A 12,416-nucleotide genomic window follows, 5' to 3' on the forward strand; every position below is an offset into this window, starting at 1 on the left:
TATGACCCAAGTTCTTGCCTAGATGGGTGGTGACGTTACTGTGAATGAGAACTATGGCCGTCGTTACGGCTACGGATTGACTTCTGTTGACTTGTCCGAGATGCGCGCCCGGTTCCGGGCGGTTGTGCAGGCTCCGGACGTTGATGTTTTGTATCAGGCTGCTGTTCTGAGTTCGTGCGATGTTCCCCGGCTGATTGCCGAGGTTGAGCGAGTCGCGATGCGGTATGCCGATCTGGTGGCCGCGTGCAGGGCCGGTGTCTTTTTCGCTATCGAGAACGGCGACGCCGATTGGATGGGGTCGTGGCAGTTCGTGCTAGACGAACTCCCGCCCGTGCCGGTCACGCATCCGCTGTGGTCGTGCCGCCCGCCGGAGGATTCCGGTGATTCGGGCGGTGATGATTAATGGGATCGCGGGCACGGATACGCGGCTGGGATTCTCCCCACCGCCGTCACCGGCGGGATGGGTTGGTGATTTATCACGGCCGCCCCGAAGGTGGAATTTCGGACATGTTCTGGGTCCTGGGAATGGGCCTCGGGTCGTTCTATCGATACCGCTCCGAGCTGGCACCGGCGTATTGGTGGCTCGGCGCACTCCTGACCGGTGCCTGGCTGCACGCCTCACACCCCGGCTGGTGGCCGGTGCCGGTCGTGGCTGCCGGGGTCGCGTTGGGGGTGCTGGCGTGGCGGCCTGGCTGGCTCATGCGCCGGTGGCCGTTGCTGGCCCGCTGGCGGGTCCGGCTGTGGGCGGCAGGCTTCGCCCCTGCCGTAGCCGCCACGGTCGCTCTGGCGGCCGTCTACGGCCCGTCGGCCGGTGATCTGCCGACCTACTCCGCTCTTGCTGGGTTGGTGTTTGCGGTGCCGTGGTGGTGGCGCGAGGACCGCCGCCGGTTGACCCGGGTCCGGCTGATCCGGGAGCGGTTCGCCGACACCGCCGAACAGGCCGGACTCGGTGGTGCCCGGATGGTGTCGGCACAGATCGGTAAGTGGGGCTGGTCCGGGCGGGTCAAGATGCGCCGGGGTCAGCATTACGCCGACGCTGTCTCGGCCGTTCCAGCCTTGGAATCCGCGCTGGGTTCGCGGGTTGGCTCGGTCCGCGTCGAACAGGTCGCCGACGATGCCGCAGAGTTCCTGCTGCGGCTGGTCGAAACCGACCCCCACGCAGCACCGATCCCGTGGGAACCCCGCACCGCCACGGCCAAGGCGTCGATTACCGATCCGGTCACGGTCGGAATCTTCGAGGATGGTGCGCCGGTAACCGTGTCCTTTCTCCGGCGGCATGTGCTGATCGGTGGCGCGACCGATTCCGGGAAATCCGGTCTGCTGAACGTGATCCTCGCGCGGATCGCGGAATGCGGCGACACGGCCGTTTGGGGTATCGACCTGAAAAAGGGAATGGAGCTCGCGCCCTGGTCGAACGTCCTGCAAAGATTGGCCACCGATAATGAGTCCGCGGAAGCATTGTTGCAGGCCGGTGTTGATGAACTGGAAAAGCGCGCGGAATTTCTGACAATGCGAGGCCGGCGGGAGTGGTACCCGAAATTTGATGAACCTCAACTGTTCATCATGATCGACGAATACGCGGAGCTTTCAAGGAAAGGGCAAAAGCTCGCGGATTCGATCGCCAGGCGCGGCCGGGCCGTCGCCGTCTGTTTGCTGATTGCGACGCAGCGACCGACACAGAAAGCGATGGGTGAAGGGTCGGCGTTGCGTGGGCAAATGAACGTCCGGTTCTGCCTCAGGGTCAACGAAGCACCGGACGTTGATCTCATTCTCGGTGCGGGAAAACTCCGCGCTGGATGGGACACCACCGGATTCGACGGGCCCGGCAAATTCCTCGTCTCCGCTGCCGGAATGGAGACACCGCGACGGGGACGCGCCTACCTGATCACGGACGCCGACGTCACCGAAACCGCCATCACCCACTCACGGCACGACTCGGTCACCATGCGACAGGCCGCCGAGATCATCACCGGCGGCGCTGACAGCGGCTTTGACGGCCGTTCCGGGGGCCCGGAGGCCATCGGGACACCCCCGGGTGTCTCAGGGCCGGAGATGGCGCTGTGGTCCGCGCTGCGAGACGCCCCACCCGAAGGCGTGCCGGTCGGGTCGTTGCAGGCGGCAACAGGCAGGGGCCGCCGGTGGGTCTACAAGCGGCTCGAAACCGGACGTGCCGACGGTACCGTCACCAGCCCTAGCTACGGCCGCTGGCGAGCCACCATGACCCGCCAGCAACCCGCCCCCGCCGAACTGGACACCGGGCCGGTCGACCAGGAAGGAGCACCACCCGCCGAGCCAACCCAGGACCCCGCCGGGGATCACGGTCTGTGACCGTGCAGGGGTTGTGTCACTGTGCGCAGATCTCGCGCGCGCCCGCACGTAGAGGCACCCATCCAGGCACTGTGCACACACCGGAGACAACACGGTGAGCATCACAACCAGTGACCGGCAACGGGGTGGCCGGGGCACCACGCAGGGGTAGACGCAACACCCCGGCCGTTGCCACAAGCAACGAGCCGGGGTGACCCAGCCAGCAGACCGCCTGCGACCACCGCACCCTAACCCCGAGGAACATCCGGCCGAAGAATTGCAACACTTGGGAGGCGATAACCAACGCCGAACCGAAAACGACCATACAACCCCGCCGATCCCACGGCGAGAAAGGAGAAGCCAGGCGCTAAACAGCAAATGCCCACCGACGCCGGGCAGATGCTGAAACTCCCACTCAGTGACTACTGGAAAGACAAATCCTACAAGCCGACCGATCCCGAAATCATCGCCCTGGTCGCAGACTGGCCGTTGCCCGACGACAGCCTAGCCCGCATGCTATTCAGAACACTGAAGTTCGACCGGACCGGCGACAGATAAGATCAAAGCAAAAGTGCCGGGTAGCCATCAGAAGGCTACCCGGCACTTGTAGGTTTCGTGCGGGCCTATATCTCTTCCAGGTCTGCCATGAGACCACAAAAGATCACTCGATCCACCAAGGGGGCGCGTGGATTCTTGTTCGCCGAACGTAGGCGCGGGGCGCATACCATCTTGATGATGTCGCGCTTTGTGTCTAGTTCCGCGATCGCTTCCCACTGCTCGGCAGCGTCCGGCCCGACCAGGTCCACAATCACCTGAGGAATCGCAGCGCGCCGGATAGCCTTCTGTGCCGTCTCGATCCGCTTACGCAATGCCTTTTGCATGTCCGTGAAATCGCGTGCGTCCATCTCGCCTGAGAGACGCAATGCCTTATTCTCCTCTAGCTGCAAGTCGGCCTTTGCGATGTCATCTTCCCAGCGCGAGATGCTGGTGTCCGCTGATCGCCGGAACGAAACCAGCTTTTCGAACACATCCCTGCGTGCGAGCCAAGCGACCAAGCATGATTCGATGAAGCTATCGAAGTGTTCCGCAGTTACCCCGGCTTTTCCGCAACCTAGGTTCGCGCATCTATAATTGGGCTTCTTTGTGAGATCCTTGTTTGATCGCGGAACGCTTCTCAACCAACCGCCGCAATGGTCGCAACGACTCGCGTAGGACAGTAACCATTTCCGGCCGTTCTTCCGGTAGGTGCGGCGGGCTTCCGGCTTAACAAGGGCTTGGACATCGCGGAACGTCTGCGCATCGACAATGCCCTCCCATTGCCCTTCAGAGACCGCCTTTCCGCCACTGGTGCGCTTGCCCATATAGGTCGGGTTCGTCGCAATGAACTTGACAGTTTGCCGCGACCATAACTTTCCACCCGGCGAGGGAATGCCCCGCTCGTTCAGTTCGTCAACGATCGCGGTTTGCGACGCCAACTCCGCAAACCGCTTGTAGATCCACTTCACGATCCCATACGGTGTGTAAACCTCTGTCTTGCCGTTCTTATGGAATGCGACGTGTTCGGACATGTCGAATGTCTGACTCTCGAAAGCCCCAGTCTTCTGGTTCTTGAACCGCTCATAACCATACGGGACATGTGAATGTGGGCGACCGTCCAGAACCTGACTTTCCAGACCGGATGAAGTCTTGTCGTGGATCGAGTCAGACCACGTTTCCGCGTGAACCGCCTGCTGTGAAAGACTGTTCCGGTCCGCCGTTACCCGGAGATCAAAAATGTTCCCGTCGATCATCCAGAAGAACACGCCGTTCACCATGCACAGTTTCCGCAGTTGCGCATAGAATTCAAGGTCACGCGATGAACGCGAAAGATCCTGCATCACCAAAACATCAACACCGCTGGACTCGATAACCTCCAGCATCTCGTCATAGTTGCCGCGAATCGCGGTTAGCGCGGCAAATCGAGAAGCTGAAATGTCGTTGTCGAGATAGATCCCACAGTTCAGCCAGGAGAACCGATCGGCGAACTCTTTACCCTCGCGCGCTTGAGTCTTGATCGAGTACTCAAGCTCTTTCTTATCCTTACTTGAACGGCCATAGATCAAGTAGCGGACCTTTACGCCGCCCATCATCAAAGAAACCTTGTCGTCCCATGCCGAAAAACCCAGTACAAGACGAGTGCTCTTACTCTTGCTCATCAACAACCTCCCCAGTAACTCAACGATGTCACGTAGGGAGTCTGTTCGGCTAGCGGACTACGATGAAGATCCTGTCGGGGATCCTGCACCCGACCGCCGGTCGCGTCAGCGTGCTCGGCGACACCCCGTGGCAGCGGCGGTCGACGTTCCTGAAGCGGATCGCGTTCGTGCGCGGTAGTCAGCCGGTCGGTGGTTCGCAGGAGCTGACGGTGATGGACAGCCTCGAATACCAACGGCTCCTGTACGACGTCGCCCGCCCCGACTTCCGTCGTACCCTCGACGAACTCCAGCAACTCCTCGACCTGCAACTGGATCGGCAGCTCCGCGCGCTCAGTCTTGGAGAGCGGATGCGGGTCGGGCTCGCGATGGCCTTGATCTACCGGCCCGAGGTGCTGTTCCTCGACGAGCCGTCGATCGGGCTCGATGTCACCGCGGGCGGTCAGATCCGCGAGTTCGTCGCCGAGTACGTCGCGACCACCGGCGCCACCGTGCTGCTGACCAGCCACTACATGGCCGACGTCGCATCGCTGTGCCCGCGGTTGATCCTGATCGACCAGGGCCGGATCGGGTACGACGGTCCGCTCGCCGAACTGTCCGCCCGACTCTCGCCGTACAAGCTGATCCGGATCACGACGCGGGACGGCGTACAGGACCTGCGGGTCCCGCGGGACGAGGTCGCGCAGACGACGGCCAAGCTGCTGCAGACCGGCGACGTGATCGACCTGGCTGTCGAGGAGCCGCCGCTGGAGAAGGTCATCGACCAGGCGTATCGGGAAGGCGTGTGATGAGAACGCTGACCCTGCTCACGTTCCGCATCCGGCAGCAGGTGCTCGAGTGGTCGGGAGCTTGGTGGTTCCTGCTGACGCTTGTTGTTCAAGCGGTCATCGCGCCGCTGATCGGTCTGTTCATCTGGTCAGCTGTGTACCCGGACGATCAAACGATCAAGAAGTACTACATAGCGATCATCCTGGTCACGCTGATGACCGAGTCGTTCGAGCAACACACCTTCTCCAACCGCGTGTACGACGGAACGCTCAGCCACGAACTGCTTCGTCCGCAACCGGTCGTGCTCGGTGTCCTCGGCGAGAACCTCGCGATCCGTGGCTGGCTGACGTTGCTCGGGGCACCGATCGTGCTGGTGACCGCGTTCGCGCTGCACACCACGTTCGCCTGGCGATCCGTGTTGCTGGCGATTCCGGGGATCGCGTTGGCCGCCGTACTGATCTTTCTCTTCACGTTCCTGCTTTCGCTGACCGCGTTCTGGACCGATCGCGTGCACTCGGTCGTTGGGTTCGGCAGCCAACTCGGCTTCCTGCTCGGCGGTACGGCGGCTCCGATCGCGCTCCTGCCCGACGGCTGGGCCCGGATCGCCGAGGCGCTGCCTTTCTACGGCATGCACGGGTTGCCGGCCGAGATCGCGTCCGGCGGCCGGTACGACGGTTCGCTCGCATATCAACTTGGTTGGGTGGTGGTTCTGGTGGTGGCGGTCTCGATGGTGTGGCGAGTCGGCGTGCGGCGGTACACGGCGGTGGGATCGTGAAACTGCTGCGGCTGTTCGGAGCGGGGTTCTCGATGTCGTTGCGCCGGAGCGTCGCGTTCCGGATCAACCTGCTCTTCGACGTGATCCTGGCGTTCACCGGTCTCGGTACGACGATCGCCGCCGTACTGATCGTGTTCACGCGGACCGATGCCGTGGGTGGTTGGTCGAAGGCGGAGTTCCTGGTGCTGATCGGGAGCTATGAACTGATCACCGGGCTGCGGTCGGCGTTCATCGACCCGAATCTCTCGTGGTTCCCGGACAACGGGATTCGCAACGGCAAGCTGGACAGCTATCTGCTGCAGCCGGCGCCGAGTCTGTTTCTCGCGAGCCTGTCGTTGTCTGCGCCGCTGGCGTTGATCGAGTGTGTGCTCGGCGCATCGGTGTTGGGGTGGGGGATCAGCTCTGCGTCCACGAGCCCGAGTGCGGGAGGTGTGCTGAGCTGGCTGGTGTTGATGGGGGCCGCGCTTGTGGTGACGTGGGCGCTGAGTGTGTTGCTGGCGTGTTTGGCGTTCTGGGCGCCGAAGCTGCAGCTTGACGTGTTCTACCACTCCGCTTGGCAGCTCGGGCGGTATCCGACGGATGTGTTCGCGCGGCCGATTCGGTTCGCGCTGACCTATGTCTTTCCGTTGGCGTTGATCGCGGCGGTGCCCTCGTCGGCGCTGCTCAACGGGGCGGGGTTGGCACAACTAACCGGTTGGTTGGTTATCGCGGTGGTCGCGGGCGGGTTGGCAGGGATTGCGTGGCGGGCGGGGCTGCGGCGATATACGGGTGCGACGTCGTAGCCGCCGTGGGTAGCGTGCGTGGGTATGGCTGACAACTTGTTTGCGGACCCGCGGCTGGCGCCGGTGTACGACGTCTTGGAGCCGGCGACGCGTGATGACCTGGAACCGTACGCGGCGATGGTGAGCGAGTTCGGCGCCGAGCGGGTGCTGGATGTCGGCTGTGGGACGGGAGAGCTGGCTTGTCTGCTGGCTGGGCGTGGTGTTGAGGTGATCGGGGTGGATCCGGCGGCGGCGTCACTGGAGGTTGCCAAGGGCAAGGAGTTTGCGGATCGAGTGCGGTGGTTGCACGGTGATGCGACGACGTTGCCACCGCTGGAGGTCGACCTGGCCGTGATGACGGGGAACGTGGCGCAGGTCTTCCTGACCGAGGAGGAGTGGTCGGCGACGGTGGCCGGAATCCGAGCGGCATTGAAGCCGGGTGGGCGATTCGTCTTCGAGACGCGCGATCCGGCGTACCGGGCCTGGGAGCAGTGGGCGGAGTGGACGCGGGAGACGACCTACCGGGAGGTGCTGCTGCCCAGCGGCGAGACGGTGGCGAACTGGGGTGAGCTGACTCGGGTCGAGCTGCCGTATGTCAGCTTCCGCGGTACGTATGTCTTCAGCTCGGATGGTGCCGTGCTTACGTCGGATTCGACGCTGTGGTTCCGGGAGCGGGATGAGGTGTCGCTGGACGGTTTCGCGGTGGAGGAAGTGCGCGATGCGCCGGATCGGCCGGGGCGGGAGTTCGTGTTTGTTGCTAGGCGGCAGTGAGTAGGGCGGTCAGGGTGCGGTGGGCGGTTTGGGACATGACGGGGTTGGTTTCGACGTAGTACCAGAGACAGCCGATGGCTTGGGCGAGTGACCAGCCCATGCCGCGCGCCCACTCCGCGTCGTCGCTGCCGAGCGCCGTACGGAAGGCTTCGCGTGGTGCGGGGTCGAGGAGGTTCCAGGCGGGTTGGAGGTCCATTGCTGGGTCGGACACGGTGAAGGTGCCGACGTCGATGATCCCGGCCAGCCGACCGTCGGCGGCGAGCAGGTTGCCGGGCATGAGGTCGCGGTGCGTCCACACGTCGGGCTCGGTGCGCGGGCTCTCCCGGAGCGCGGCCCACAACTTGGCCAGTGCGTCGACGTCGATCATCCCGCGACTGCGCTCCAGGCCGTCGGCGACGTACTCGTCGTGTGAAGTCAGTACGCCGCCGCGCCAGGAACCCGTGAACACGCGGCCCTCGGTCGGTTCGGCGCGGAGGGCGAGCACGAACCGCGCGAGGTCCTCGGCGAACCCGACCGAACCGGCGACATCGGCGTCGTACGCGGTCGTCCCGTCGAGCCAGGTGTAGACCGACCAGGGGAGTGGGTAACCGTCGCCCGGTTCCCCGAGGGCGATCGGCTCGGGAGTCGGGTACGGCGAGATCGCCCGCAACCGCCGAGCCGCCGCCACCTCGTCCACAAGCTCCCGGCAAACCTGCACCGGATCACCAGGCTGAAGCGGAAACCGCGCGACGAAGGAGTCTCCGATCCGGAACAGGGCGTTCACTGTGCCGTGGGATGGGACTGCGCGGACCTTGAAGTCCGACCAGGCGGGGAACTGGGTTCGGATCAGGTTTTCGACGAGGGGGACGGTGATTTCTAGTTGGCCGGCGTGCATTAGGGGGTGGCCAGGGGGCGGGTGCGTTCGGTGGCTAGGCGGATGGCGAAGACGGCCAGCGCCGTACCGGTTAGGTAGCGGTGGATTCGCATCCAGGTGGGGCGGCGGGTGAGGAAGACGGCGATTGAGCCGGCGGTGATGATGAAGACTGCGTTCATCGCGACGCCGACCACCAGTTGGGTCATGCCGAGGATCAGGCTCTGGAGGCCGAGGTGACCGCGATCCGGGTCGAGGAACTGCGGTAGCAGGGAGATGTAGAGGATGGCGATCTTCGGGTTCAGTAGGCAGGTGAGCAGGCCCATGCCGAACAGCTTGCGGGAGCTGTCCTGTTCGAGCTCCTGGGTGGCGAAGACCGAGTTGCCGCCGGGGCGGAGGGCGTTCCAGGCGAGCCAGAGCAGGTAGGCGGCGCCGGCGAACTTCAGTACCACGTAGATTTCGGGAACCAGCGCGAACAGCGTCGCGAGACCGGCGCTTGCCGCCAGCAAGTACACCAGGAATCCGACGCCGACCCCGGCAAGCGAGGTCAGTCCGGCCCGGCGGCCTTGCGCGATCGACCGCGAGATCAGGTAGATCATGTTCGGTCCGGGCATCACCACCAGCCCGAGTTCCACCAGCGCGATTCCGATCAACGCCTCACCACTCACCGGCATACCGGCTCCTCTCCAGTCATCGAGAACCTAACAGCGTCGAGGACCGCGGCACCGGGGATTTTCGCGGGCTGGGATACCTTGCGGGAATGGAGGAGCAGGAGTGTATGCGGTGCGGGAAACCGGTCGAGGGGAGCCGGGAGGACTACGAGCTGTTCGAGCGCATGCACTGGGACTGCTTCCACTTCGCGTACGAGCACGACCTGTACGGCGCGGTCGCCGAGGGGACCGATTGCGGGCAGCCGGGGTGTCCGGCGGGGGTGTGACCGTAATCCGGTCGCTCACAGTGCTCGAACTCGGATAGCGTGTGCGAGTACGCCTGACGGTTTGAAGGAGACGGTTATGAGCGAAAAGGCCAGCAAGCCGGCGGACGATCTGCAGAAGAAGTTCAGGGAAGCGCTGGAGAAGAAGAACGCCAACCACGCGGCACACCCGGGTTCGGGCAACCGCAAGGAAGGCGTCGGCGAAGCCCACAACGACAAGCAGAAGCGCCAGTTCCGGCGCAAGTCCGGCAGCTGAGATCCGCCAACTGTCCATCCATCCGAATGAGCCCTGGGTCCACGCCCAGGGCTCGACTCTTTTGGCCGGTATTCTCAGCAGGTGAGTGTGCCGCTGCATTACGTGGTCAAGACTCGGCTGATCGAGTTGGTCGAGGAGCTGGGGGAAGGTGCCGGGCTGCCGCCTGAGCGGGTGCTGGCGAAGGACTTCGGGGTGTCGCGGTGGACGATGCGGCAGGCGATCCGGGAGTTGATCGCGGACGGGCGGTTGCGGGCTCGGCAGGGCCAGGGGACGTTCGTGGCGACGCCGAAGATCGTGCAGCCGCTGGCGCTGGTGAGTTACACCGAGGCGTTGCGCGCGCAGGGGCACACGCCGGCGCGTGAGGTGGTCAAGTTCGACGAGATTGCGGCGGACGACGTACTGGCCGGGCAGTTGGGGATTGCGCCCGGTGATCCGGTGTTCGAGCTGGAGCGGGTGCTGTTCGCGGATGAGCAGCCGATCGGGCTCGAGACGACGTACCTGTCCGTCAAGCGTTTCCCGACCCTGCGCGAGGTCCTGGACCCCACGGTTTCGCTCTACCGCTGTCTGACCGATCAGCTCGGCGTGGTCTTCGGCGAGGGCGAGGAGCTGCTCGAGACCGTGATCGCGTCACCGCGCGAGGCCGAGCTGCTGAAGGCGACCCAGCAACTCCCGATGCTGCTCCTGCACCGCCAGACCCGGGACGCCGACGGCCGCCCCATCGAGGTGGTCCGCTCCCTCTACCGCGGCGACCGCGTCGGCTTCCGCGCCACCCTCCGCCCCTAATCCCGCCCGCGTTTGGTGGGTTGACCCCAAGGCCGGTTAGTTAAGGCGGCTCGGGCGACGCTAACCGAGCCAGCAGCGACCCAACTCCCCAAACCGGTTCGGGGAGCGCCAGCGCACCGCCCGTAGCCATTCGGGGAGGATCCACCCCCCAAATACGACCGATATCCACCCCACACCAGTTCAACCCCGGCCGACATCCTCCCCAAACCGGTTTGGGGAGGACCCACCACGCTTTCCACACGACCGGGGAGCCCCTACCCGCCAATTCGGTGGGGTAGCGCTCCCCAGCCTCGCCGTACAGCACCGCTCTTGACACCACCCCCGAACGCTTAACTAACCGGCTTTGGGGTGCACCCACCAAATGGGAGGTTCCCACCCCCGAATTCGGCTGGGGAAGCTCCGAGCTGATGGGTTCCGGGCGTTGTCAAGCTGCTTGGAGTCGTTGGGTGGGTTTTGCTGGGGGGTTGGTCTGGGGGAGGTTGATGCCGACGGTCCTGGCGGGTGCGGGGGTGCGGGGCCGGTGTCGGAAGCGTTCGGGGTGGGCTGCGTAGTAGGCCTGGTGGGTCTGGTCGCGTTGGTTCCAGCGGTGGAGCCAGGTGCCGTCGTGGACCTGGTCGGGTGAGAACAGCGCGATGCCGGAGTGCTTGTGCTGGCTGTTGTACCAAGGCACGTAGGTGCCCATGTGAGCACGCGCCTGCTCGAGGTCTTCGAAGGTGCCGGGGTAGTTCGGCCGGTACTTCATCGTGCGGAACTCTGATTCGGAGAACGGGTTGTCGTTGGACACCCGGGGCCGGTTGTGGGTCTGAGCAACGCCGGCCTCGGCGAGGAGCTCTTTGAGCACGTTCGAGCGCATTGAAGATCCGGAATCGGCGTGCACTGCCCGCGGCGCTCCGTGGCAGGCGAACGCGTGCTGGAACATTTCCACGGCCAGGACGTCGACCTCGCGGTCCTCGACCCTCCAGCCGACGATCTTGCGGGAGTAGATATCGATGATCGAGTAGCCCTTGAACGCCTTGCCGCGCCACGGGGAACGCAGATCGGTGATGTCCCAGGACCAGACCTGACCGGGCCCGGTCGCTTCCAGCACAGGTGTTTCACGCGGTGTCGTGGAGCCGCGGCGCGTCGGCGCGACCGGCCGCTGGGACTGGTCATGAATGTCGGCTGCGATCCGCCACCACGACCGCCGCGAGGCCAGCATCACACCGTCGTCCCACGCAACTGCGAACGCGTGATCGACGGAATTCCCGGCCGCCCAGGCCAGCGTGATCTTGTCCGCGATCAGGCCACGATCGGCCGTCGAGATCCGCGACCGATAAGCCCGGTCCTTGTGCGCAACAGGATCAGCCACCGGCTCCCGCGGGCAGGTCCGGTAATGCCACGTCGAGCGCGACACCCCAGTGATCTTCAACGCTTCACGCTGTGACCCCAGCCAACCGGTCAGGTCGACGACGAGTTCGTTCTCGGCGATCAGGAAGTCGACGGATCGCTGGTCTGCGGGTCGTCGCCGGGCTCTTGCTCGTTCATCGCATGCAAGAGCCCGATAGCTTTTCCCAGCGTGTCGTTCGTGCCCTCCAGTTCATGGATCCGCTCGGTCAGTTTCGCGACCTCGGCCGCATGCGCCGCACGCTCCGCCGCCCGCGCTTTCTCCAACGCAGTCCGCTTGGTCGGTGGCACAGTCATAGGACTACCTTCTCGCGGAACCAGAGCCCGGTCGAGATCACCCTCGAACACCGTCGATCGCCACCGCTTCAACCGGTCGTACGAGACACCCTGCGCAGCCAGCCACGACAACTTCTGCCCACGCGGCTGCACGTAATACTCGTGCACGAACTCCCGAATCTCCACCGCCGTGAACCCCACACCGACCGTCATCACCCATGCTCCTCACCAATCACCAACCGACTCACGACCAGCCTGGCGCAGAGGGTTCACCCACCAAATGGGGTGCGGTGGGAAGTGTTCGCTCGCGGTTCACCGGGTGGTTGCCGATGACGCACGGGGTCTTCATTGGTCCGGACC

Annotated in this window: 15 protein-coding genes; 10 read left to right on the top strand and 5 right to left on the bottom strand. The window is 64.3% G+C overall.

The annotated features are described in order from the left end of the window. Positions 1 to 40 precede the first annotated feature (40 nt). From ABD231_RS16245 to ABD231_RS16255, 3 genes are all read left to right on the top strand, one after another. Complete coding sequence (locus ABD231_RS16245; protein ID WP_344151690.1) at positions 41 to 403, top strand: hypothetical protein; 363 nt, start codon at positions 41 to 43, stop codon at positions 401 to 403. A 245-nt stretch (positions 404 to 648) separates the two neighbouring features. After that, a complete protein-coding gene (locus tag ABD231_RS16250; RefSeq protein ID WP_344151693.1) occupies positions 649 to 2,328 on the top strand; it encodes an FtsK/SpoIIIE domain-containing protein in 1,680 nt (559 codons plus the stop codon). 357 nt (positions 2,329 to 2,685) lie between these two features. Beyond that, positions 2,686 to 2,865 carry a hypothetical protein gene (locus tag ABD231_RS16255; RefSeq protein ID WP_344151696.1) on the top strand — a complete coding sequence of 60 codons (180 nt, stop codon included), beginning with the start codon at positions 2,686 to 2,688 and terminating at the stop codon, positions 2,863 to 2,865. Between the two features lie 65 nt (positions 2,866 to 2,930). On the opposite strand, the gene ABD231_RS16260 is transcribed toward ABD231_RS16255, so the two are convergent. Next, the gene (locus tag ABD231_RS16260) at positions 2,931 to 4,502 is read right to left on the bottom strand and encodes a recombinase family protein (RefSeq protein WP_344151699.1); all 1,572 of its coding nucleotides are present in this window, start codon (positions 4,500 to 4,502) and stop codon (positions 2,931 to 2,933) included. A gap of 62 nt (positions 4,503 to 4,564) precedes the next feature. Between ABD231_RS16260 and ABD231_RS16265 the strand changes: the two genes are divergently transcribed. From ABD231_RS16265 to ABD231_RS16280, 4 genes are read left to right on the top strand one after another with little or no spacing between them, the layout of a single operon-like run. Then, a complete protein-coding gene (locus tag ABD231_RS16265; RefSeq protein WP_344151702.1) occupies positions 4,565 to 5,287 on the top strand; it encodes an ATP-binding cassette domain-containing protein in 723 nt (240 codons plus the stop codon). Then, positions 5,287 to 6,042: an ABC-2 family transporter protein gene (locus tag ABD231_RS16270; RefSeq protein ID WP_344151705.1), complete on the top strand. Its 756-nt coding sequence runs from the start codon at positions 5,287 to 5,289 to the stop codon at positions 6,040 to 6,042. The genes ABD231_RS16265 and ABD231_RS16270 overlap by 1 nt, the downstream gene beginning before the upstream one ends. Then, positions 6,039 to 6,824 carry an ABC transporter permease gene (locus tag ABD231_RS16275; protein WP_344151708.1) on the top strand — a complete coding sequence of 262 codons (786 nt, stop codon included), beginning with the start codon at positions 6,039 to 6,041 and terminating at the stop codon, positions 6,822 to 6,824. The genes ABD231_RS16270 and ABD231_RS16275 overlap by 4 nt, the downstream gene beginning before the upstream one ends. 24 nt (positions 6,825 to 6,848) lie before the next feature. After that, positions 6,849 to 7,574, top strand: a complete 726-nt coding sequence (locus ABD231_RS16280; RefSeq protein ID WP_344151711.1) for a class I SAM-dependent methyltransferase — start codon at positions 6,849 to 6,851, stop codon at positions 7,572 to 7,574. On the opposite strand, the gene ABD231_RS16285 is transcribed toward ABD231_RS16280, so the two are convergent. Further along, entirely contained in the window at positions 7,561 to 8,448 is an 888-nt protein-coding gene (locus ABD231_RS16285; protein ID WP_344151714.1) for an aminoglycoside phosphotransferase family protein, read from the bottom strand. The genes ABD231_RS16280 and ABD231_RS16285 overlap by 14 nt on opposite strands. Then, positions 8,448 to 9,098, bottom strand: a complete 651-nt coding sequence (locus ABD231_RS16290) for a LysE family translocator (protein ID WP_344151717.1) — start codon at positions 9,096 to 9,098, stop codon at positions 8,448 to 8,450. Before ABD231_RS16290 ends, ABD231_RS16285 begins: the two co-directional genes overlap by 1 nt. A gap of 86 nt (positions 9,099 to 9,184) precedes the next feature. On the opposite strand from ABD231_RS16290, the gene ABD231_RS16295 reads away from it, so the two are divergent. The 3 genes from ABD231_RS16295 to ABD231_RS16305 all read left to right on the top strand — a co-directional run bounded on the left by ABD231_RS16295 (position 9,185) and on the right by ABD231_RS16305 (position 10,397). Continuing rightward, entirely contained in the window at positions 9,185 to 9,361 is a 177-nt protein-coding gene (locus tag ABD231_RS16295; protein ID WP_344151720.1) for a hypothetical protein, read from the top strand. A gap of 76 nt (positions 9,362 to 9,437) precedes the next feature. Continuing rightward, entirely contained in the window at positions 9,438 to 9,614 is a 177-nt protein-coding gene (locus ABD231_RS16300) for a DUF5302 domain-containing protein (RefSeq protein WP_165952829.1), read from the top strand. 81 nt (positions 9,615 to 9,695) lie between these two features. Then, the gene (locus ABD231_RS16305) at positions 9,696 to 10,397 is read left to right on the top strand and encodes a GntR family transcriptional regulator (protein ID WP_344151725.1); all 702 of its coding nucleotides are present in this window, start codon (positions 9,696 to 9,698) and stop codon (positions 10,395 to 10,397) included. Positions 10,398 to 10,821: 424 nt separating this feature from the next. Here ABD231_RS16305 and ABD231_RS16310 read toward each other — a convergent pair whose 3' ends face one another. Both ABD231_RS16310 and ABD231_RS16315 read right to left on the bottom strand, forming a co-directional pair. Beyond that, positions 10,822 to 11,805 carry a DDE-type integrase/transposase/recombinase gene (locus tag ABD231_RS16310; protein ID WP_344151728.1) on the bottom strand — a complete coding sequence of 328 codons (984 nt, stop codon included), beginning with the start codon at positions 11,803 to 11,805 and terminating at the stop codon, positions 10,822 to 10,824. Between the two features lie 59 nt (positions 11,806 to 11,864). Next, positions 11,865 to 12,269 carry a hypothetical protein gene (locus ABD231_RS16315; RefSeq protein WP_344151731.1) on the bottom strand — a complete coding sequence of 135 codons (405 nt, stop codon included), beginning with the start codon at positions 12,267 to 12,269 and terminating at the stop codon, positions 11,865 to 11,867. Positions 12,270 to 12,416 lie beyond the last annotated feature (147 nt).

Origin of the sequence: Kribbella yunnanensis (assembly GCF_039529655.1) — a bacterium.
In the GTDB taxonomy this organism is placed as follows: Bacteria; Actinomycetota; Actinomycetes; order Propionibacteriales; family Kribbellaceae; genus Kribbella; species Kribbella yunnanensis.

Excerpts from the sequence above, each read along its gene's own strand:
- ABD231_RS16260 (WP_344151699.1), bottom strand. The coding sequence starts at position 4,502 with ATGAGCAAGAGTAAGAGCACTCGTCTTGTACTGGGTTTTTCGGCATGG.
- ABD231_RS16290 (WP_344151717.1), bottom strand. The coding sequence starts at position 9,098 with ATGCCGGTGAGTGGTGAGGCGTTGATCGGAATCGCGCTGGTGGAACTC.
- ABD231_RS16300 (WP_165952829.1), top strand. The coding sequence starts at position 9,438 with ATGAGCGAAAAGGCCAGCAAGCCGGCGGACGATCTGCAGAAGAAGTTC.
- ABD231_RS16315 (WP_344151731.1), bottom strand. The coding sequence starts at position 12,269 with ATGACGGTCGGTGTGGGGTTCACGGCGGTGGAGATTCGGGAGTTCGTG.
- ABD231_RS16255 (WP_344151696.1), top strand. The coding sequence starts at position 2,686 with ATGCCCACCGACGCCGGGCAGATGCTGAAACTCCCACTCAGTGACTAC.
- ABD231_RS16270 (WP_344151705.1), top strand. The coding sequence starts at position 5,287 with ATGAGAACGCTGACCCTGCTCACGTTCCGCATCCGGCAGCAGGTGCTC.
- ABD231_RS16265 (WP_344151702.1), top strand. The coding sequence starts at position 4,565 with ATGAAGATCCTGTCGGGGATCCTGCACCCGACCGCCGGTCGCGTCAGC.
- ABD231_RS16295 (WP_344151720.1), top strand. The coding sequence starts at position 9,185 with ATGGAGGAGCAGGAGTGTATGCGGTGCGGGAAACCGGTCGAGGGGAGC.
- ABD231_RS16285 (WP_344151714.1), bottom strand. The coding sequence starts at position 8,448 with ATGCACGCCGGCCAACTAGAAATCACCGTCCCCCTCGTCGAAAACCTG.
- ABD231_RS16280 (WP_344151711.1), top strand. The coding sequence starts at position 6,849 with ATGGCTGACAACTTGTTTGCGGACCCGCGGCTGGCGCCGGTGTACGAC.